Origin of the sequence: Nocardioides sp. SR21 (assembly GCF_022761125.1) — a bacterium.
In the GTDB taxonomy this organism is placed as follows: domain Bacteria; phylum Actinomycetota; class Actinomycetes; order Propionibacteriales; family Nocardioidaceae; genus Nocardioides.
This window is the reverse complement of record NZ_JAKWJR010000003.1, coordinates 35,519-54,664: the sequence shown is the minus strand read 5'-3', so window position 1 is coordinate 54,664 and position 19,146 is coordinate 35,519. Positions and strand designations below refer to the sequence as shown.

General features: G+C 69.9%; 20 protein-coding genes. 1 reads left to right on the top strand and 19 read right to left on the bottom strand.

Translation table 11 applies throughout. The annotated features are described in order from the left end of the window. The first annotated feature begins 129 nt into the window (after positions 1–129). A complete protein-coding gene (locus MJ604_RS06250) occupies positions 130–735 on the top strand; it encodes a TetR family transcriptional regulator (RefSeq protein WP_243057450.1) in 606 nt (201 codons plus the stop codon). 110 nt (positions 736–845) lie between these two features. Here the strand turns inward: MJ604_RS06250 and MJ604_RS06245 are convergent, their stop codons facing one another. The 19 genes from MJ604_RS06245 to MJ604_RS06155 form a co-directional block, all read right to left on the bottom strand. Continuing rightward, positions 846–1,883 (bottom strand): hypothetical protein, encoded by a 1,038-nt coding sequence (locus MJ604_RS06245; protein WP_243057449.1) that lies wholly within the window; start codon positions 1,881–1,883, stop codon positions 846–848. A 67-nt stretch (positions 1,884–1,950) separates the two neighbouring features. Then, positions 1,951–3,792: a glycoside hydrolase family 3 protein gene (locus tag MJ604_RS06240; protein ID WP_243057448.1), complete on the bottom strand. Its 1,842-nt coding sequence runs from the start codon at positions 3,790–3,792 to the stop codon at positions 1,951–1,953. Beyond that, complete coding sequence (locus MJ604_RS06235) at positions 3,789–4,277, bottom strand: hypothetical protein (protein ID WP_243057447.1); 489 nt, start codon at positions 4,275–4,277, stop codon at positions 3,789–3,791. Before MJ604_RS06235 ends, MJ604_RS06240 begins: the two co-directional genes overlap by 4 nt. Then, the gene (locus MJ604_RS06230) at positions 4,274–5,446 is read right to left on the bottom strand and encodes a cation:proton antiporter (protein ID WP_243057446.1); all 1,173 of its coding nucleotides are present in this window, start codon (positions 5,444–5,446) and stop codon (positions 4,274–4,276) included. The genes MJ604_RS06235 and MJ604_RS06230 overlap by 4 nt, the downstream gene beginning before the upstream one ends. An 83-nt stretch (positions 5,447–5,529) precedes the next feature. Further along, positions 5,530–6,027 (bottom strand): TIGR03618 family F420-dependent PPOX class oxidoreductase, encoded by a 498-nt coding sequence (locus MJ604_RS06225; protein WP_243057445.1) that lies wholly within the window; start codon positions 6,025–6,027, stop codon positions 5,530–5,532. 173 nt (positions 6,028–6,200) lie between these two features. Further along, on the bottom strand, positions 6,201–6,971 hold the full coding sequence (locus tag MJ604_RS06220) for an SDR family NAD(P)-dependent oxidoreductase (RefSeq protein ID WP_243057444.1): 771 nt from the start codon (positions 6,969–6,971) through the stop codon (positions 6,201–6,203). Between the two features lie 2 nt (positions 6,972–6,973). Then, entirely contained in the window at positions 6,974–7,867 is an 894-nt protein-coding gene (locus tag MJ604_RS06215; RefSeq protein WP_243057443.1) for a 3-oxoacyl-ACP reductase, read from the bottom strand. 2 nt (positions 7,868–7,869) lie between these two features. Continuing rightward, positions 7,870–8,061 (bottom strand): ferredoxin, encoded by a 192-nt coding sequence (locus MJ604_RS06210; protein WP_243057442.1) that lies wholly within the window; start codon positions 8,059–8,061, stop codon positions 7,870–7,872. A gap of 3 nt (positions 8,062–8,064) precedes the next feature. Beyond that, a complete protein-coding gene (locus MJ604_RS06205) occupies positions 8,065–9,039 on the bottom strand; it encodes an NAD(P)/FAD-dependent oxidoreductase (protein WP_243057441.1) in 975 nt (324 codons plus the stop codon). Positions 9,040–9,113: 74 nt separating this feature from the next. After that, positions 9,114–9,821: a hypothetical protein gene (locus MJ604_RS06200; protein WP_243057440.1), complete on the bottom strand. Its 708-nt coding sequence runs from the start codon at positions 9,819–9,821 to the stop codon at positions 9,114–9,116. Then, positions 9,821–10,324, bottom strand: a complete 504-nt coding sequence (locus MJ604_RS06195; protein ID WP_243057439.1) for a nuclear transport factor 2 family protein — start codon at positions 10,322–10,324, stop codon at positions 9,821–9,823. The genes MJ604_RS06200 and MJ604_RS06195 overlap by 1 nt, the downstream gene beginning before the upstream one ends. Beyond that, positions 10,321–11,589 (bottom strand): MCE family protein, encoded by a 1,269-nt coding sequence (locus tag MJ604_RS06190; protein ID WP_243057438.1) that lies wholly within the window; start codon positions 11,587–11,589, stop codon positions 10,321–10,323. The genes MJ604_RS06195 and MJ604_RS06190 overlap by 4 nt, the downstream gene beginning before the upstream one ends. Beyond that, positions 11,586–12,980, bottom strand: a complete 1,395-nt coding sequence (locus MJ604_RS06185) for an MCE family protein (protein ID WP_243057437.1) — start codon at positions 12,978–12,980, stop codon at positions 11,586–11,588. The genes MJ604_RS06190 and MJ604_RS06185 overlap by 4 nt, the downstream gene beginning before the upstream one ends. Beyond that, complete coding sequence (locus MJ604_RS06180) at positions 12,977–14,152, bottom strand: MCE family protein (protein ID WP_243057436.1); 1,176 nt, start codon at positions 14,150–14,152, stop codon at positions 12,977–12,979. The genes MJ604_RS06185 and MJ604_RS06180 overlap by 4 nt, the downstream gene beginning before the upstream one ends. Further along, positions 14,152–15,138, bottom strand: a complete 987-nt coding sequence (locus tag MJ604_RS06175; RefSeq protein WP_243057435.1) for an MCE family protein — start codon at positions 15,136–15,138, stop codon at positions 14,152–14,154. The genes MJ604_RS06180 and MJ604_RS06175 overlap by 1 nt, the downstream gene beginning before the upstream one ends. After that, the gene (locus MJ604_RS06170) at positions 15,135–16,217 is read right to left on the bottom strand and encodes an MCE family protein (RefSeq protein WP_243057434.1); all 1,083 of its coding nucleotides are present in this window, start codon (positions 16,215–16,217) and stop codon (positions 15,135–15,137) included. Before MJ604_RS06170 ends, MJ604_RS06175 begins: the two co-directional genes overlap by 4 nt. After that, positions 16,214–17,521, bottom strand: a complete 1,308-nt coding sequence (locus MJ604_RS06165; protein ID WP_243057433.1) for an MCE family protein — start codon at positions 17,519–17,521, stop codon at positions 16,214–16,216. The genes MJ604_RS06170 and MJ604_RS06165 overlap by 4 nt, the downstream gene beginning before the upstream one ends. Further along, entirely contained in the window at positions 17,521–18,360 is an 840-nt protein-coding gene (locus MJ604_RS06160) for an ABC transporter permease (protein WP_243057432.1), read from the bottom strand. The genes MJ604_RS06165 and MJ604_RS06160 overlap by 1 nt, the downstream gene beginning before the upstream one ends. Before the next feature lie 4 nt (positions 18,361–18,364). Continuing rightward, complete coding sequence (locus tag MJ604_RS06155; RefSeq protein ID WP_279235533.1) at positions 18,365–19,087, bottom strand: ABC transporter permease; 723 nt, start codon at positions 19,085–19,087, stop codon at positions 18,365–18,367. Positions 19,088–19,146 lie beyond the last annotated feature (59 nt).

Sequence of the window (19,146 nt, the reverse complement as noted above, 5' to 3'; positions counted from 1 at the left end):
CTGGAACGTGTTCCTATTTTAGACCACCGATTGCTAGCCTAGTGGCCGGTATCAACCGGACTCTCGGGGGTTCCCTAGACTCTGCGTCCGACCGACGAACTGAACCTGACGTGTGAATGGGGGTCCCTTGTGAGCAGCGCGAACTCGCTGGCAGTCGACGATCTGGGCTCCGCTGCCCAGCGCGACCGCCGCAAGCGCATCCTCGACGCGACCATCGCGCTGGCCTCGCAGGGCGGCTTCGACGCCGTCCAGATGCGCGCCGTCGCGGAGCAGGCCGACGTCGCGCTCGGCACGCTCTACCGGTACTTCCCGTCGAAGATCCACCTGCTGGTCTCCGCCCTGCAGCGCGAGTTCGAGCGCACCGAGGTCGCGCTGCGCGACAAGCCGGTCGACGGTGACACCGCGGCCGACCGCGTGATCAACGCCCTCAAGCGCACCACCCGCGGCATGCAGAGCGACCCGCAGCTCACCGAGGCGCTCACCCGCGCGTTCATGTTCGCCGACGCCTCCGTCGCCGCTGAGATCCACCAGGTCGGCATGCTGCTGACCGCGATGGTCACCCGGGCCATGTATCCCGAGGGCCACGAGGAGCTCACCGACGAGGACGTCTCGATCGCCCAGGTGATCGGTGACGTCTGGCTCTCCGCCCTCGTCGGCTGGGTGACCGGCCGTACGTCGGCCGCCGAGACCGGCCAGCGCATCGAGGTCGCGGTCCGGCTCGTCCTGCGCGACTGACCGTGGTCGCGGGCGCTCCCCCGTGAACACCCGCGACCCTGGTCGTCCTATCCCCCCGGGGACATGGCCACGGTAGATCCGTCAGCCGCCGTCCACACGACCCGAACGGGCTATTGCGGCCCGCCCGCCCGGGCCTCGGCCTCGCTCCGGCGCGCGTCGGTCTCGACCGCGGCGGCCAGCTCCTCCTCGGTGCGCGGCGGCGCACCCTCGTGCCAGCGCTCCTTGGTCTGCACGGCCCAGAACACCGCGACGTTGCCGATCATCCAGGCCTCGACCAGGAACACGTAGTGGTCGACGAACCAGGTCGGACCGGCACCCATCGTGCCCGGCACGAACAGCAGCACGGAGACCCCGAGCATGGCGAGGGCCTGCCCGACGTACCGGCGGGCCCGCTTCGGGTCGCGCTCCTCCGACAGGGCGATCTCGCCCAGGCAGGCGTTGAAGGCGGTCGCCAGCCGCCCGCCCGCCCTCAGCCGTCGCCGGCCGAACCACCAGGCGATGCCGATCCAGAGGATCCCGAGCGTGATGAGGACGAACATGACGATCGCCGACGTGAAGTGGACGTTCTGGTAGAACCAGCTCGCCCCGCCCGGCGTCCGGTCCCGGACGGAGAACTGCCACAGACCGAGCAACCAGAGCGCGATCGCCAGGCCGAGCGGGACCCAGAAGCCGACCTGGTTGTCCCGGATGAGCGGCCACCGGTCCTGCCGGCGGGCGATGACGCCGACCACCACCAACGCCGCCAGGAAGAGGCCGACCACGACCAGGTAGCTCCACATCGCATTCGCGATGGCCGCCTGGTTGCGGACCGGGTCGAGCGCCGGGTCCGCAGGACACAGCCCGTCGTCCTTCGCCGGGACGAACGCGACCACCGGCGCGAGCAGTCCGGCCAGGTTGAACAGCGAGTCCTCGATCGCGGTCTTGCCCCACAGCGCGATCAGCACCAGCCCGATGGCGCACAGCGCACCGACGAAGACCGACCTCACCGGGGAGTAGTAGTACGCGCTGATCGAGCCCTTGAGGCACCAGTCCGTGCGTTGGGCCTCGATGAGGATCGAGATCGCGAGCATCGCGATGACCCCGATCACCGTCAGGCGCAAGAACCGGTACGTCCTCAGCGCGACCGCAGGGACCGACTCTTCGGCCATGGCGCACCTCCTCCCCTGCAACGGTAAGGAGTGCGTCGGGTCGACGCGAGATACGCCGCCGGAAGCGTCAGTAGCCCAGCCCGTGGCCGAACGGGTACAGCGTTCCGGTGCCGTCCGTGAGCGGGATCGAGACCGGCAGCCTGCCGTGCGGAGCCACCTCGCCGAACAGCACGCGGGCCAGCGACTCGACCTGGGCGGCGGTGTAGCCGAAGGTGTTCACGACGGTCGGGGCGGCAGGGAACGACGCGACGTCGTACGGGTTGCGCATCGCGGCGACGACGACGGGCGTGCCGGTCTCGAGCAGCGCCTCGACCAGCCGGGTCTGCGCGGCGGCGCCCGCCGTCGGCTGCCCGGTCGTCGCGTCGACGGCGTAGGCGTTGTTCGTCGACACCACGACGAGGTCGGCGGCCTGCGCGGACTCGACGGCGAAGTCGATGTCGTCCTGGGTCGGCGTGGTGCCGGTCTGGAGGACGGTCGGGGTCGCACCGCGGGCGCCGAGGGCCGAGCCGATCAGCGCGGTCGTCGTCACGCCCCAGCCGGTGACGAGGACGTCGCCCGGACCGGCGGTCAGCGGCAGCAGGTCGTCGTCGTTCTTCACCAGCGTGGTGGTGCGGTCGGTGATCGCCTGCGCGTCGGCGAGGTGCTCGTCCATGCCCACCACCCGGCCCGCGGTCGCCGGGTTGACCAACGGGTCGGCGAACAACCCGGAGCGGTACTTGTGCAGCAGGATCCGGTAGACCGACGCGTTCAGCCGCTCCTTGCTGATCACGCCCTCCTCGACCGCGTCGAGGACGGCGGCGAACGCCGTGTCCATCTGCGGCGGGACCAGCAGCTGGTCGGCGCCGGCGAGCAGCGCCCGCACCGGAGCGACGTCCGGCGGGAACGTCTCGGTCGCCCCGGCCATGTCAAGGGCGTCGGTGACGATCAGTCCCTTGAAGCCGAGCTCCTTGCGCAGCAGGCCGGTGAGGATCTTGCGCGACATCGTGGCCGGCACGCCGCTCGGGTCGATCTCCGGCATGACGACGTGCGCGGTCATGATCGTGTCGACCCCGGCGGCGATGGCCGCGCGGAACGGCGGGAGGTCGATCGTGTCGAGCTGCTTGCGGGTGTGGGTGACCTCGGGCAGCCCGTAGTGGCTGTCGACGCCCGTGTCGCCGTGCCCCGGGAAGTGCTTCGCCACCGACGAGACGCCGCCGAGGTGGTAGCCCCGGACCTGCGCGGTGACCAGGCGCGACACCAGCGCCGGGTCGGACCCGATCGAGCGGATGCCGATGACGGGGTTGTTCGGGTTGACGTTCACGTCGGCGACCGGCGCGTACGGCTGCGTCACCCCGACCGCGGCGAGCTCCTCGCCGATCACCTGGGCCGAGCGCCGGGCGTCCGCGGCCGACCTGCCGGCGCCGAGCGCCATGTTGCCCGGCATCTGCGTCATCGGCGCGCCGAAGCGCGCGACGAGCGAGCCGCCCTCCTGGTCGACCGAGATCTGCAGCGGGATCCTGTTCGGCTGCGCGAGCGCGGCGAACTGCAGCCCGTTCGAGAGCGTCGCGACCTGGGCCGGGCTGCCGATGTTGTCGTCACTGTTGCGGGTCGTGAAGTAGACGACCCCACCGGGCTGGTACTTCGCGATGACCTGCGCGGGCGTGTCGACGCCGTACAGCTTCTGGTTCGTGGCCGTCGCGGTGTCGCTGACCGTGTAGGCGTCCCGGCCGGCCACCTCGATCACGAAGAGCTGGCCCACCTTCTCCTCCACGCTCATCTGGCGCAGGAGCTTCAGGACCTTGGTGCGGTACGGCGCGTCCGCCGGCGTGCCGGGCGCGGCCGAGGCGGTGGCGACGGGAGGGCCGACCGTCGCGGCCAGCACCAGCGCCAGGCCGGCGATCAGGGCACGACGAGCAGGGGTCCGCGTCACGCCCCGGAGACTACCTCCCGCAACCGGTCCAGCATGGTCTGTTCGCGATCACTCACCCGAACGGCACCGATGCCCATGAAACCGCCCTCCTTGCCGGCGTCGGCCGCGGCCTGGGCGACGTCGACCAGCCAGAGGCCGAAGGCCTCGGTCTCGGCGGGCGTCGCCTTCTCCGCGACGATCCCGCGCACCTCGCTGAGCTCGGCCAGCACCTGCTCGGCGAGCGACCCGGGGGCGTCCTTCGCGGGCTTGAACCCCTTGAGCGGGTTCCGCTTCTCCTGGGACTCGGCCTGGATGTCGAGGGCGATCTCGGCGATCAACTGCTCGCGGCTCGTCGGGCTGGTGGCGGCGCGGAGCATCGCCACCGACTCCTTGGCGATCTCGATCGGCCCACCCGGGTCGGCCATCGAGATGGCCATGCCGGCCACGAACGGCGCGCGGACGATGCGGGTCCACTCCTCGGCGGAGAACTCACTCTTGGTCGTCATGAGTCCAAGGATGCCGTACGGGCGGAACGGTTGAGGGCGACGGCGATCCCCGGGAAGACCATCACCGAGAGCACGCCCGCCCCGACCAGGGCTGCGGCGTTCTCGGGGAGCATGTGGCCGCTGTCCAGGCCGACCTCGGAGAGCGCGACCATCAGCGGCAGCGAGGTGGCGGTCAGCAGCATCATCTGGACCCGCTGCCGGCCGTCGAGCTCGCGGCGGTAGAGGAACAGGGCCGGGACACCGCGGACGGCCAGCAGCAGGCCGAAGAAGACGAAGAGGCGGGCCGGCGCCTCCATGATCGAGTCGATGTCGAGGCCCATGCCCGAGAACACGAAGAACACTGGGATGAAGAAGCCGTAGCCGACCGCGTCCAGCTTGTGCTCCAGGGCGTCCACGTCGCCGGGCGCCCAGCGCCGTAGGACCACGCCCGCGAGGAACGCGCCGAGCACGACGTCCAGCCCGAAGTCGCTCGCGAACACCAGCAGCCCGAACAGCAGCATCACGGTCAGCCGCAGCGTCGTCTGCGACGTCGCGTGCTCGCCCTCGCGCGAGACCGTCTCGAACCTGCGCAGCAGGGCGATCCGCGGCACCCACGCCAGCGCGAGCGCGAGCCCGCACATCACGACCAGCGACAGCAGTCCGTACAGACGACCCTGGGAGCCGAGGAAGACCGCGATGCCCACGATCGGCAGGAACTCGCCGACCGCGCCGGCGGGCATGATCATCCGCCCCAGCGGGCCGTCCAGCATGTCGTTGTCGCGGAGGATGGGGAGCAGGGTCCCGAGCGCGGTCGTGGTCAGCGCCAGCGCCACCGGGACGAACGCGTGCACGAAACCGTTGAGCGTCAGCAGGCCGACGATGGTGACCGCGGCGACGGCGCTGACCGCCCAGCCGGCGATAGCCAGAGCCCCGCTCCGCTCCCGGAAGTGCCCGAGCTCGAGCTCGTAGCCGGCGAGCAGGAAGAGGAAGCCGAGCCCGACGTTCGCGACCAGCTCGATCGAGTCCCGCTCGGCCCAGCCGCCGACGTCGGGGCCGATCAGCACGCCGCCCACGATCAGGACCACGACCTGCGGGATCCGCAGTGGCGCGAGCAGCGCGCAGATGAACGGTGCCGCCGCCGACACGATCGACACCAGCAGCAGCGCCTTCAGGCCGGTATCCAGGTCCACAGCACTCCCTCTGCGAGCGAGAGTCCATGCTGGCTCGGCCCGACGGCGGGCGTCACCCCCCGAAACGGGCGATGGTCAGGGCGTCACTCCAGGAATGCCGCGGTCGTGCCGCCGAGCTCCATGGCCGGGAGGCCGAGCTTGCGGTGGTCCCAGGAGCGGACCCGGTCGGGGTCGAGGCGGACCGCCGCGCGGTTCTTCGCCATGAACTCCACGAACGGCTTCATCTCCTCGGAGTACGGGCCGTTGTAGCGCTCGAAGATGTTCACGCAGACGTCCCACACGACGTCCTCGTCCTCGACGACCACGCCCTGTCCCTCGATCGAGACGCCGCGCAGCTGGTCATAGGTGTGACCGGCCTCGACGAGGAAGGTGCACCGCGGGTCGCGGCGCAGGTTCACCGTCTTCTGCGCCTTCTTCTTGGTCTCGAACCAGATGTGGTCGTCCATCACAGCGTACCACATGCCCACCAGGTGGATCTGGCCCTTCGGCCCGATCGTCCCGAGCGTGCACTCCCGCTGCTGGTGTAGGAACTCGACCTGCTCGTCGTGGGACATCACGATCTCGCCGCGCTGGTTCGCCATGCCCGAAACCTAGCGTCTCGAGTCAGAGGTTCGTGTGCGCTTCGCGCACACATGGCACGTACCCCGCGGCGTTGCCGTCGCTCGGCGATGGGCCAACAGCGCCTTCGCTCCGGCGCCTTGCGATGCACACACCCTGAGCACGCCAAACACGCATGACCTCCTGACTCGAGACGCTAGCCCCCGAACGCGTGGGTCGCGGTGACCCCGCCGTCGATCGAGATCTCCGCGCCGTTGATGTACGCCGACTCGTCGCTCGCCAGGAACACGTAGAGCGGAGCGATGTCCTCGGGGTGCCCGACCCGGCGCAGCGGCACCTTGGAGGCGCCGAACTCCATCGCGACGTCGCCGCCGTGCACGCGCGTCATCGGAGTGTCGATCATGCCGGGGTGCACGGAGTTCACCCGGATGCCCTGGGGCCCGAGCTCCATCGCGCCGCACTTCGTCATCCCGCGGATCGCCCACTTGGTGGCGGCGTACGCCGTGCAGTTGGCCATCCCCGCCAGGCCCTCGACCGACGAGGCGTTGATGATCGAGCCGCCGCCGTTGGTGCGCATGGTGTGGGTGACCGCCTGCATGCCGAGGAAGCAGCCGAGCTGGTTCACGCGGAACAGCAGCTCGAGATCGTCGATCGGCATCGTCTCGATCTCGCCGAACCGCAGCAGGCCGGCGTTGTTGGCGAGCACGTTGACCGGGCCGAAGCGCTGGTTGGTGTCCTCGACCAGCGCGGTCCACGACGCCTGGTCGCTGACGTCGTGGTGGACGAAGTGCGCACTGCTCAGCCCGAACTCTTCGCAGAGCTCGTCGGCCAGCGCCTGGCCCTGCTCCTTGGCGATGTCCGCGATCGCGACCTTCGCGCCCTGCGCCACGAACTCGCGGGCGATGCCCGCGCCCTGTCCCATCGCGCCGCCGGTGACGATCGCGACCTTGTTGTCCAGACGTCCCATTCTCACACCGTCAGCTTCATGATCGAGTCGGCGGCGAACCCCTGGGCCGGGTCCCGGCCGTCGAAGTAGCCACCGAGCTGCTTGTCGAGGTCGTCCGCCGTCCACACCGTGCCGGCCTTGTCGAAGCGCTGCTCCACGACGGGCGCGGCGACCAGGGCCACCATCCCGCCGTACACGACGAACACCTGCCCGGTGATGCCGGACGCCGCCGGCGACGCCAGGTAGGCGACCAGCGGGGCGACGTGCTCGGGCGAGTACGGGTCGACCTCGAGGCCGGACTGGTCCTCGCCGAACACGTCGGCGGTCATCGCGGTCCGCGCGCGAGGGCAGATCGCGTTGGCGCGTACGCCGCTGCTGGCCATCGCCCGCGCGGTCGAGACCGTGAGCGCGGCGATGCCGGCCTTGGCGGCGCCGTAGTTGGCCTGTCCGGGCGGACCGGACAGGAACGCCTCGGAGGCGGTGTTCACCACGGCGGCGTCGACCGGTCCGGACTCCTTGGCGAGCGCACGCCAGTGCGCCGCGGCGTTGCGCGAGAGCAGGAAGTGCCCGCGCAGGTGGATCTTCATGACGAGGTCCCACTCCTCGTCACTCATGTTGAACAGCATCCGGTCGCGGGTGACCCCGGCGTTGTTCACGACGATGTCGAGCCGGCCGAAGCCGTCGACGGCCGCGGCCAGCATCGCGTCGGCGGTCGCCCGCTCCCCCACGTCGCCGGCAACCACGCTCGCCTCGCCACCGCGGGACCGGATCTCGTCCGCGGCCTCGTCGGCGCCACCCGGCAGGTCGTTGAGGACGACGCGGGCGCCGGCGTCCGCGAGGGCCAGCGCCTCGGCGCGGCCGAGTCCGGCGCCGGCTCCGGTCACGATCGCGACCCGGCCGTCGAGAGAGGTGCTCAAGATCAGTCCTCCAGGGAGATGGCGGCGCGCGGGCAGGCCGCGACGGCGCGCTTGACGTTCTCGATGTTCTCGGGCGTGGTCTCCTCGGTCTTCAGCTGGAGGAAGTCGTCGTCGTCCAGCTCGAACACCTCGGGTGCCATCGCCTCGCAGAGGGCGTTGGACTCGCAGAGGTCGAAGTCCACCTTGATCTTCATTGCTCAGCTCCCTTCCGAGGAGTGACCGGGGAACACGTGGGCGGTCGGGTCGATCACGACCGCCGCGTTGTTGACCGCGGTGGCGGCCTCGCCGAAGCCGACGGCGATCAGCCGGACCTTGCCGGGGTACTCGGTGATGTCGCCGGCGGCGAAGACGCGCGCGAGGTTCGTGCGCATCGACGGGTCGACCACGATGTGCCGCTTGTGCACCTCGAGCCCCCACTGCTGCAGGGGTCCGAGGTCGGCGATGAACCCGAGCGCGGCGACCAGCGCCTGCGCCGGCCGGGTGGTGGTCTCACCGTCGACGGTGATCTCGACCGACTCGAGGACGCCGTTGCCGTGCAGCGCGGAGACCTCGGCCCGGGTGACGATCTCGACGCTGGAGTCACGGACAGCCTGCACGGTCCGCTCGTGCGCGCGGAAGGCGTCGCGCCGGTGCACCAGCGTCACCGACTGCGCGACCGGCTCGAGGTGCAGTGCCCAGTCGAACGCGGAGTCGCCGCCACCGACGATCACGACGTCCTTGCCGGCGTACGGCGCGAAGCTCGGCACGAAGAACTCGAGGCCGCGGCCGAGCCAGCCGTCACCGGCGGGCAGCGCGCGCGGGCTGAACTTGCCGATGCCGGCGGTGATCAGCACCGCCTTGGCGCGGATCTCGGAGCCGTCGTCGAGCTCGACGACGACGCTCTCGTCCTCCTCGGTCAGCGTGGTCGCGGTCCGGTCGAGGAAGTACGCCGGGTCCGCGGTCGTCGCCTGCGCGACGAGCCCCTCGACGAGCTCGCGACCCTTGACCGACGGGAACCCGGCGACGTCCAGGATCTGCTTCTCGGGGTACATCGCGGTGATCTGGCCACCGAGCTCGGGTAGGGAGTCGACGATCGCGACGCTCATGCCGCGGAAGCCGGCGTAGTAGGCGGCGAAGAGGCCGGTCGGGCCGGCGCCGATGATCAGCAGATCAGTGTCATGTTGGTCGGCCACGTCCGCGATCCTGCTCCTCTCGAGGGGGTCGACTCAACTATAACCTGTTCTAGTTTTGCCGGAGCCCCATTCCGTCACTGCGTCTCGATGTCGGAGACCAGCCAGCCGTGGTCGGTGTGCACGACGGTGACCAGCGCGCGGTACTGCGCGTAGTCGGTCCGCGGCTCGCCGTCCACGACCTTCTCGACGTACTGGTTGAGGAACAGCAGCGCCTGGACCTGCTCGGGCGACGCCTGGACCACGCTCTGCCCGACAGCCTCGAACTGCAGCTTGGTCTCGTTCTCGACGAACGCTTCCTTGATGCCGTCGGCGGTCCCGCGGTAGTCCTCCGCGAAGCTGTCGGTCATCTTGCTCGTGGCCTGCTCGACCTGCGCGTCGTAGTCGTCGTACGACGTCGACAGGATCTCGACCGCCGACGAGGCGGCCGCGTCCACCGCGGCGCGGTGGGTCAGCTCGCCGGTGACGACGGGGCGGTCGGCCGAGATGGTCGCAGCGTCGTCCTGGTTCAGGTAGACGATCTCGGCGATGCCGATCCCGAGCAGCACCACGATGGCGGCCACCAGAGCGACGGTGCGCTTGCGGCTCGGCGGTCTCGAGACAGGCGCCGGGGCGCCTTCCTCGACCACCGGGTCGGCTTCCGGGGTCTCGACGGGCTCGACCACCGGGTCGGCGTGGTCGTCGGTGGTCGAGGAAGGACGAAGTCCTGTCTCGAAACCACCGTCGGGCTCGGCTCGCTGGCCGGCGACCTTGCGCGGGCGGCTGGTCGGGTTGCGTGACGTCATCAGCTCACGAACTCCAGGTTGCTGGTGCGCCACTCACCGTCGACGTACTGCAGGTCGAGCTTGAGCCGGAAGTAGCGGGCGACCGGCTCCCCGCCGGACGCCTTGTTGGCGACGGTGCCCTTGGTCGAGGCGAGCACGGTGGCGCTGTCGTTGTCGAGGTCGACCACGCCGGCCGACAGCACCTCGCCGTCCATCACGGACTGGTTCTGCTCGAGCAGCTGGACGACGCCCTCGGTCGAGGAGTCGTACTGCTCGGCGAACTCGCCGGTCGCGCCCTCCGCGACCGCGTCGATGCTGGCCTGGGCGTCGCGGTAGTCGATGTTGATGAACGCCTCGACCTCGTCGCGCGCGGCCGCGAGCACCGCGCCGTAACGCTCCTGCGCGACCGCTTCCCGGTCGCGGTTCTGGTGCTCCTTGTAGACGAGCACGCCGCCGAACACGACGCCGCAGCCGAGGAGCAACGCGATCGTGAACAGGGCGATGTCGAGACGGACCCGCGTCACGGGTTCATCACCGAACTCACCAGGAGCCACTTCCACCCATCCCCTCCCAGGATCGACAGGTCCCCCTGATCGACGAATCGTACGGGGTTGCCGTTCCGATCCACGGCACCCGAGACCAAGCCGCTGCGCGGGTCGTAGGACGAGCGGTAGACGCGGCCCGGCGAGTTCTGGCCAGGAGAGCTCGGGGAGTGCTGTGTCCCGCGCATCACGAACGGCGGTCCGCTCGCGCACTGGGCCGGGAAGATCGGGGCGTCCGTCAGGTCGTTGGTACGCCGCCACTCGCTGCGCGGCTTGTAGCCGGCGGTGCACGGCGGCTGGCGGTAGTCGAGCTGGAGGTTCACGTGCCCGTAGCCGTCGCCCGGGGTCCCGGTGAAGCCGGTCGCGATCGTGGTCGGGTAGGTGACGAGGAGCTGCTCGAGCCCGGCGAGGTGGGTGACCACGACCTGGTTCACGCTGACCGCGTTGCCGAGCAGCACCGGCAGCGTCGGCTGCAGGTCGCGCAGCAGCGCGTCGACCTCGCGGGCGGTGCGCGGCGTGCCGTCGAGCACCCGCTCGAGGTCGTCGTCGCTGCGCGCGAGCGCGTCGGTGATGTCGGCGAGGTCACCGGCCAGGCTGGTGATGTTCTCGCTCTCGCCCTGCTGCGTGGCGAGGACGCGCTTGCCCTGGTCGAGCAGCCGGATCGTCTCCTCGGTGTGCTCGGACGCCTCCTGGACGAACGTGCTGCCGTTGTCGAGCAGCCGCTGCAGCGGCCGGCCGGTGTCGTTGAACATCGAGCCGAGCTCGCGCACGACCGTGGTCAGGTTGTCCTGGTCGACCGAGCCGACGAAGTGGTCGAGCTCGACCAGCAGGTCGGCCTCGTCGACGGGCAGCGACGTGTCGTCGCCCTCGAAGGTGTGCCCGTTCTCGGCGTACGGGCCGTCGTCGTCCGGCGGCTCGAAGTCGAGGTACTGCTCCCCCACGGCCGAGAGGTTGTGGACGTGCATCTCGGAGTCGAGCGGCAGCTCGGTGCCGTCCTGCAGGTTGAGGTCGAGCGCGACGCCCTCGGCGGTCGCGTTCATCCGGGCGACCTTGCCGACCTTCACCCCGCGGTAGGTGACCTCGCTGCCCTCGAACAGGCCGCCCGAGGTCGGCAGCGTGGCGTGGACCGTGAGGCCCCGCCCGAGGACCTTGTCGACCAGGCCGAGGTAGTTGCCCGCCATGTAGACGATGCCGACCGCGCTGAGCACGATGAACGCCGCGATCCGGATCTTCACCCCGTGCGTCATGCGCCACCTCCGAACAGGGCGCTGGCGCTGGGCTCCGCGCTCGGTTGGCCGTCGACGGCACGACCGAGCAGCCCGCCGAGCACGCCGTCGAGCCCCGGCAGTCCCGGGAGGCCGGGCAGGCCGCCGGTGTCGCCGCCGGGGAGGCCGAGGATGCCGAGCAGGTAGTCGAGCACGCCCTCGAGGTCGAGGCCGTCGCCGGCGCCGGGCAGCGCCCGGATGACCACGCAGACCGGGTTCTGGTCGTACTTCTTCTTGCGGCACTCCTTCTTGAGGTTCTTGAACAGCCGCAGGTTGTCGAGCAGCTTGAGGCAGGCCTTGCTCTGGATGTCACCGGAGCGCAGGCACTTCTCGACGTTCGTGAGCACCTCGCCCGGGTCCGGCAGGATCGGCGGGATGCCGCCGCCGGGCTGGCCGTTCGGGATGATGTTCTCGAGGTTGATGTCCGCGCGGATCGACGTGTTGGCGTAGTCGCCCTTGACGATCTCGCCGGCCTCCTTCGGGAACGGGAAGCTCACCAGCAGGTTCAGGCCGGGCGCGAGGTCGTCCCCGGCCTCGTGCAGCCGCTGCAGCACCGGCTGGAGGTGGTCGAGCGACGCGAGGATGTCGTCCTTGCTCTGCGAGATCACCCGCGTGCCGACCTCCCCGAGCTTGTCGAGCGACCCGAGCATCGCGATCAGCTCGTCGTGCTGCGCGGCGAGCACCTCGATGGCGGGGCCGGTGACGTCGAGCGCCTCGGTGATCGTGTCCTTCTCGGCGTTCAGGGTCGAGGTCAGGCTGTTGAGCGACTCCATCGCACGGAGGATGTCGGCCTTCTGGTCGTCGATGGTCCCGACGACGCTCTCGAGGGAGCCGAGCAGGTGGCGCAGCCGGTCGGTGCGGCCGTCCATCACCGCGTTCAGCTCCTGGGTGATCGTGCCGAGCTGCGCGACGCCGCCGCCGCTGAGCAGGAACGACAGCGCACCCAGGACCTCCTCGACCTCCGGGTTGCGTCCGGTGTCGGCGAGCTCGATGGTGTCGCCGTCGGCGAGCGTGCCGTCCGGCGCGACGTCGGTCGGCGCCTCGAGCGCGACGTACTTCTCGCCGAGCAGGCTGACCTGCCGGATGTCGGCGACCGCGTTGTCGGGGAGGTCGACCTCGTCCTTGATCCGCAGCGTCACCCGCGCGTGCCACCCGACCCGCTCGACCTCGGTGACCTCGCCGACGGTGACGTCGTCGACCATCACCGGCGAGCGCGGGACGACGTTCAGGATGTCCTCGAACTCCGCAGTCACCTCGTAGGAGTGGTCGGCGTCGACGGGCGAGCCGGGCAGCGGCAGGTCGTAGGCGCCGTCGAAGTCGCAGGCGGACGTGGTCAGCGCGAGCGCGAGGACGCCCAGGAGGATCCGCTTCACGACCCGCCTCCCATCATCGAGGACAGCGAGTCGCCCGGTCCGGCGAAGCCCGGGGAGGGCCGGTTCGGCACGGCCGGCGGGATCGACGGGAGCTGGTCCTCGACCGGCTCCAGCAGCTGCTCGAACAGCCGGCAGGCGAGGTCGGCGGCGGCCCGCGGCAGCCCGGCCTGCTGGACGACACCGCACAGGAACCCGTCGGCGTCCCAGAGGTTGCCGCTGATGCCGATCCGCGAGCCGATGGTCCCGGTCTGGCTGTTGAACGCCAGGCCGAGGTTGCCGATCGCGACCGGCGCGACCCGAAGTGCGTCGTCGATGCTGTCGCGCTCGGAGTTGATCGTCTTCATCACCCGGGTGAGCTTCTCGACGTCGGTGACCAGGGCCTCCCGGTTGTCGGCCACGAACGTCCGGACGGTGCCGACCGCGTCGGCGACCGAGGCCAGCGCACCCTGGATCTCCTCGCGCTCGTCGGCGAGCTGGTCGGTGACCTCGGCCAGGTCGCGGATGAACGCCCGGACGAACCTGTCGTTCTGCGCGAGCACGGTGCTGAACTCGGCGAGCTGGGTGACGGTGTCGAACAGCGGCCCGGCGCCCTCACCGAACGTCTCGGCCGCGGCGGCGAGCTGGGTCAGCATCTCGTTGCCGAGTGCACCCTTGCCGTCCAGCGCCTTCGCCCCGGCCTCGAGCACGTGGTCGAGGGTGCCGTCCTTGTTGACGCCGTTCGGGCCGAGCGCGACCGACAGGTCGCGCAGGCTCGCGTAGATGCGGTCGAGCTCGACCGGCACGCCCGTGTCGGGCAGCGCGATGTCCGCGCCGTCGGCCATCACCGCGTCGCCCTTGTCGTACGCCGGGGTCAGCTGGACGAACCGGTCCGCGACCAGCGTCGGCGTCACGATGACCGCCTTGGCCTCGGCCGGCACCTGGTACTGCGCGTCGTACTCCATCTCGACCCGCACCGAGTTGCCCTCCGGCGTCACGCCGGTGACCTGCCCGACGTTCACGCCGAGGATCCGCACGTCGGTGCCCGGGTAGACGCTGACCGCCCGCGGGAAGTGCGCGGTCACGGTCTTGGTCTCGGTGTCGTCGCGCACCGCGAAGAACCAGATCCCGGCGACCAGCACCAACGCCAGCGCCACGGCGACGACCCGGCCGCTCGTCCTGCTCAGCACGTCCATCAGTTCGCCTCCGTGAAGCCGGGGAGGAACTCGCCGGTCGGGATCGCGAGCAGGTTGGACGCGTAGGCGTCGAACCACGGACCGGTGCCGATGATGTTGCCGAGGATCGAGACGTACGGGCCGAGGGCGGCGAGCGTCGCCTTGAGCTCCTTCTCCTTGCTCACCAGCAGCGAGAGCAGGTCGTCGACCTCCTTCAATGCCGGCGCCATCTGCGCCTGGTTGTCCTGGGCGACGCCGCGCAGCTGCTCGGCGAGGTCGCGGGCGTTGACCAGCAGCAGGTGGATCGCCTCCTTGCGCCGCTTCACCTCCTCGAAGACCAGGTCGCTGTTCTTCATCAGGTCGACGAGGTCCTCGCTGCGCGCGGCCAGCACCTTGCTGACGCTCTGCGAGCTCTTCAGCAGCGCCTGGATCTGCTCGTCGCGCTCGGCGACGACCTGCGAGAGCCGGGCGATGCCGCGGAAGCTCTGCTCGATCTCGGGGGCGGCCTGGTTCGTGGTGTCGGCGACGATGTCCAGCGCCTGGGTGAGCTGGTCGGTGTCGATCCGCTCGGTCGTCGTGGTCAGGTCGCCGAACACGCCGACGATGTCGTACGCCGACTCCGTGCGCTCGCGCGGGATCACCTGGTCCCCTAGGTCCCCGGAGCCGGCGGGCGCGAGGTTCAGGTACTTCTCGCCCAGCAGGTTCAGCACCTCGACGGACGCGCTGCTCTCGTCACCCAGCTCCACGTCGTTGTCGACCTCGAAGGTCACGATCACGGTGTTGCTGTCCTCGAGCGCGACGTCCTGGACGCGGCCGACGCGGATGCCGCCGACCTGCACCATGTTGCCCTTGCGGATGCCGCTGGCGTCCGAGAACTCCGCGCGGTAGCTCGAGCCCTTGAAGCCGGGGAACTGCGACAGGTTGAAGGCGGCCGCCATCACCAGCAGCATCACCACGAGGGTGATCGCTCCCCACCGCAGCGTGCGGGCCTCGCTCGAGCGGCTCACTCGCCCGCTCCGTTGCAACGCGGCGCCGACGAGTGGAACTCGAGCCGGTTGAGCAGCTTCATCAGCTGCTTGACGCCCGGGATCTCACCCAGGCTGAGCGGTAGCGTGATCCGGCCGCTGAAGCCGCAGACGTAGTAGTTGTACCAAGAGCCGTAGGTGCCGGTCCGGGTCTGGTCGGTCATCGACTCCGGGAGCCGGTCGAGCATCTCGACCACCTGCGCGCGGTTCTCCTTCTTGTTCAGCAGCGTCGCCAGCTGGCGCAGCTTCGCCACGTCGGACTTGATCAGCGGTCGGCCCTGACGGATCAGGTCGGCGACGACGACCGTGAGGTCGGAGATGTTGTCGAGCGAGGAGCCGATGACGTTGCGATCAGCCGCGAGGTCGGCCATCCAGTCCTTCAGCCCGACCACGAGGTCGCTGAGCTGCTGGTGCCGGCTGTCGACGGTCGACAGCGTCTGCGTGAGGTTGTCGATCACGCCGCCGATCAGGTCGTCGCGGTCGGCGAGCGTGTTCGTCAGCGACGCGGTCTTCTGCAGCAGGCCCTGGACGGTGCCGCCCTCGCCCTGGAGCACCTGCACGAGGTTCATGCTCAGGTCGTTGACCTGCTCGGGGTTGAGCGCCTGGAACAGCGGCTGGAAGCCGTTGAACAGCACGGTGAGGTCCAGCGCCGGCTTCGTCTGGTCGATCGGGATCGTCGCGCCGTCCTCGAGGGGCTCGGCGCCGGTGTCGCTGCCCTCCTCGAGCGCGAGGTAGCGGTCGCCGACCAGGTTGAGGAAGCGGATCTCGGCGCGCGACGCGGTGGTGAGCGGGACGTCGGCCTGAACCCGGAACGTCACCAGCGCCTGGGTCTGCTCGTGGTGCTCGACGTCCTTCACCTCGCCGACGCTCACGCCGGCGACGCGGACGTCGTCGCCCTTCTGGAGCATCGACGCGGTGCTGAACACCGCTTGGTACGTCGTCCCGGGCCCGAAGCCGATGTTGCCCATGATCACGGCCAGCATCCCGGTCACCAGGATCGAGACGACCGTGAAGATCGCGAGCTTGATGCCCGCGGCGATCGTCGTGGAGTTCCGGCTCATCGGGCGCTCGCCCCCTCGCGGACCAGCGGGCCGTACATCAGCGCGCCGAGCGAGCCGAAGCTGTCGCTCGGCCGCCCGGTGTCGGAGGCCAGCAGCGCGTTGACGATGGCCTGCTCCCCCGCCGTGCCGCTGTAGTCGGCCCCGGGACGGTTCAGCCCGAGGTAGTCGGGGATCAGCGCGGTGGGTGGGTTCTCGTCGATGTCACTTCCCTGGTCGAGCGCCACCGGCGGCGCCGGCACCTGCGGGTTCGGCAGCCCGAGGCACCAGGGCCCGTGACCGACCTCGCCGTACGTCGGCTTGTCGTCCTCGTCGTACGCGCTGTACTGCGGGGTCCCGAGCTCGAGGTACTGCTTGACCTGGTTGCCCTCGAAGGTGCGCGCGAGTCGCGGCGCGTAGCGTGCGGCTCCCTTGAGCAGGCAGGGCAGCTCGGGCGCGTACACCGCGAGCAGCTTGAGCAGCGGCTCGGTGACCTGGCCGACCCGGATCAGGTTGGCCTCGTTCTCCTGGAGCACGGCCGTCGAGGTGTCGGCGAGGCCCTGGAGGTCGGAGAAGAAGACCCCGATCTGCTTCTCGTTGTCGATGATCGTCTGGCTGGTCGTGCTCACGTCGCGCAGCACGTGCAGCAGGTCGGGCGCAGCGATGTCGTAGGTGTCGGCGACGTCGGCGAGCTTCACGAGGTCCTCGCGCAGCGTCGGCAGGTGGTCGTCGATCTCACCGAGGTAGCCGTCGAGCTGGTCCATGGTCTGGCCGAGCTGCTCGCCCCGGCCGCCGAGCGCGGTCGACAGCGCGTTGAGCGTCGCGTTGAGGTCGGCGGGCCGCACCGCGCGCAGCAGCGGGAACAGGTCGGCCATGATCCGGCTGAGCTCGACGTTGGTCTCCACGCGGTCGGGCGGGATGACGTCGCCGTCCTGGAGCGGGCTGCCCGACGGGTCGTCCGGGAGGACCAGCGAGACGAACTTCTGGCCGAAGAGCGTGGTGGGCAGGATCTGCACGGTGACGTTGTCGGGGATCTGCTCGGCCTGGTCGGGCTCGATCGCCACGTCGATCACGGCCTTGTCGCCGTCCTGCCCGACCGAGCGCACCTGGCCGACCAGCGCTCCGTTGACCCGCACGTCGCCGAACTTCGCGAGCTGCAGGCCGGCCCGGTCGGCCTCGATGGTCACGTGGGTCGCCGGCTCGAACGCCTTGTTGTAGATGGCGATCGACAGCCCGATCAGCAGCGCGATCACGGTGACGAACGCGACGCCGGCCAGCAGCAGCCGGCGGTGCTCCCGCGGGCTGTCGTGGTAGATGTTCACCAACATCAGCCGGTGATCCTCACCGTGGTGGTGGAGCCCCAGATCGCGAAGCTGAGGAAGAAGTCCGCGACCACGATCGTCACGATGCTGGTGCGGATCGCGCGGCCGACCGCCATGCCGACCCCGGCCGGCCCGCCGGAGGCCGTGTAGCCGTAGTAGCAGTGGATCAGGATCACGGCGACCGCGAGGAACAACAGCTTGAAGAACGACCAGAGGATGTCGATGGGCGGCAGGAACTGCAGGAAGTAGTGGTCGTAGGTGCCCGACGACTGCCCGTAGAACAGGGTCGTGATCAGCCGGGGCGAGAGGTACGACGCGGACAGCGCGACGATGTAGAGCGGGATCACCGCGATGAACGCCGCGATCATCCGGGTGGTCACCAGGAACGGCAGCGACGGGATGCCCATCACCTCGAGCGCGTCGATCTCCTCCGAGATCCGCATCGCGCCGAGCCGCGCGGTGTAGCCGCAGCCGACGGTCGCCGCGAGCGCGATCGCGGAGACCAGCGGCGCGACCTCGCGCGTGTTGAAGTAGGCCGAGATGAACGCGCTGAACTTCGCGACGCCGATCTGGCTCAGCGACGCGTAGCCCTGGATGCCGACCTCGGTGCCGGCGAAGAACGCGAGGAACGCGATCACGCCGACGGTGCCGGCGATCAGGCTGAGTCCCCCGGCACCGAAGGTGACCTCGGCTAGCGTGTTCGTGATCTCGCGCGGGTACCGGCGGATCGCGCGCGGCACCCAGGCCAGCGCCTTGACGTAGAAGAACAGCTGGTCGCCGCGCTGCTCCAGCGAGAACCGCCAGGAGCGGGCGAAGGAGGATCCGAACGTGCCGATGGTCGCCATGCCGTCAGAGCCCCGGGGGTGGGACGACTTGGAAGTAGATCGCGGTGATGATGGCGTTCAGGAAGAACAGCAGCATGAACGCGACGATCACGGACTCGTTCACCGCGCGGCCGACACCGCTCGGCCCACCGCCGGCGTTCAGGCCCTTGTAGGCGCCGACGATCGCAGCCAGCCAGCCGAAGACGAGGGCCTTGATCATCGAGATGTAGAGGTCGGGGAGGCTGGCGAGCGCGGTGAACGACGAGAGGAACGCGCCGGCGGAGCCGCCCTGAACGATCACGGTGAAGAAGTAGCCGCCACCGATGCCCGCGGCGATCACGATGCCGTTGATCATCAGCGCGACGAACATGGTGGCCACGACCCGAGGCGCGATCAGCCGCTCCAGGGGGTCGACCCCGAGCACCTCCATCGCGTCGATCTCCTCGCGGATCTTGCGGGCGCCCATGTCGGAGCAGATCGCCGAGCCCGCGGCGCCGGCGATGATCAGCGCCGCCGCGATCGGCGCCGCCTCGCGCACCACGGCGAGCACCGCGGTCGCGCCGGCGAACGACTGCGCGCCGAGCTGCCCGGTCAGGTTGCCGACCTGCAGCGAGATGACCGCGCCGAACGGGATCGACACCAGGATCGTGGGCATCAGCGTCACGCTGGTGATGAACCAGGCCTGCTCGATGAACTCCCGGAACTGGAACGGCCGGGTGAAGATCCGCTTGGTGACCTCGACGACCATCACCGCGATCTCGCCGGGCCCGCGCAGCACTGACGCGGCAGTGACCGACACGCGCCCAC

Excerpts from the sequence above, each read along its gene's own strand:
- MJ604_RS06245 (WP_243057449.1), bottom strand. The coding sequence starts at position 1,883 with ATGGCCGAAGAGTCGGTCCCTGCGGTCGCGCTGAGGACGTACCGGTTC.
- MJ604_RS06235 (WP_243057447.1), bottom strand. The coding sequence starts at position 4,277 with ATGACGACCAAGAGTGAGTTCTCCGCCGAGGAGTGGACCCGCATCGTC.
- MJ604_RS06225 (WP_243057445.1), bottom strand. The coding sequence starts at position 6,027 with ATGGCGAACCAGCGCGGCGAGATCGTGATGTCCCACGACGAGCAGGTC.
- MJ604_RS06220 (WP_243057444.1), bottom strand. The coding sequence starts at position 6,971 with ATGGGACGTCTGGACAACAAGGTCGCGATCGTCACCGGCGGCGCGATG.
- MJ604_RS06210 (WP_243057442.1), bottom strand. The coding sequence starts at position 8,061 with ATGAAGATCAAGGTGGACTTCGACCTCTGCGAGTCCAACGCCCTCTGC.
- MJ604_RS06200 (WP_243057440.1), bottom strand. The coding sequence starts at position 9,821 with ATGACGTCACGCAACCCGACCAGCCGCCCGCGCAAGGTCGCCGGCCAG.
- MJ604_RS06190 (WP_243057438.1), bottom strand. The coding sequence starts at position 11,589 with ATGACGCACGGGGTGAAGATCCGGATCGCGGCGTTCATCGTGCTCAGC.
- MJ604_RS06180 (WP_243057436.1), bottom strand. The coding sequence starts at position 14,152 with ATGGACGTGCTGAGCAGGACGAGCGGCCGGGTCGTCGCCGTGGCGCTG.
- MJ604_RS06170 (WP_243057434.1), bottom strand. The coding sequence starts at position 16,217 with ATGAGCCGGAACTCCACGACGATCGCCGCGGGCATCAAGCTCGCGATC.
- MJ604_RS06165 (WP_243057433.1), bottom strand. The coding sequence starts at position 17,521 with ATGTTGGTGAACATCTACCACGACAGCCCGCGGGAGCACCGCCGGCTG.
- MJ604_RS06160 (WP_243057432.1), bottom strand. The coding sequence starts at position 18,360 with ATGGCGACCATCGGCACGTTCGGATCCTCCTTCGCCCGCTCCTGGCGG.
- MJ604_RS06155 (WP_279235533.1), bottom strand. The coding sequence starts at position 19,087 with ATGGTCGTCGAGGTCACCAAGCGGATCTTCACCCGGCCGTTCCAGTTC.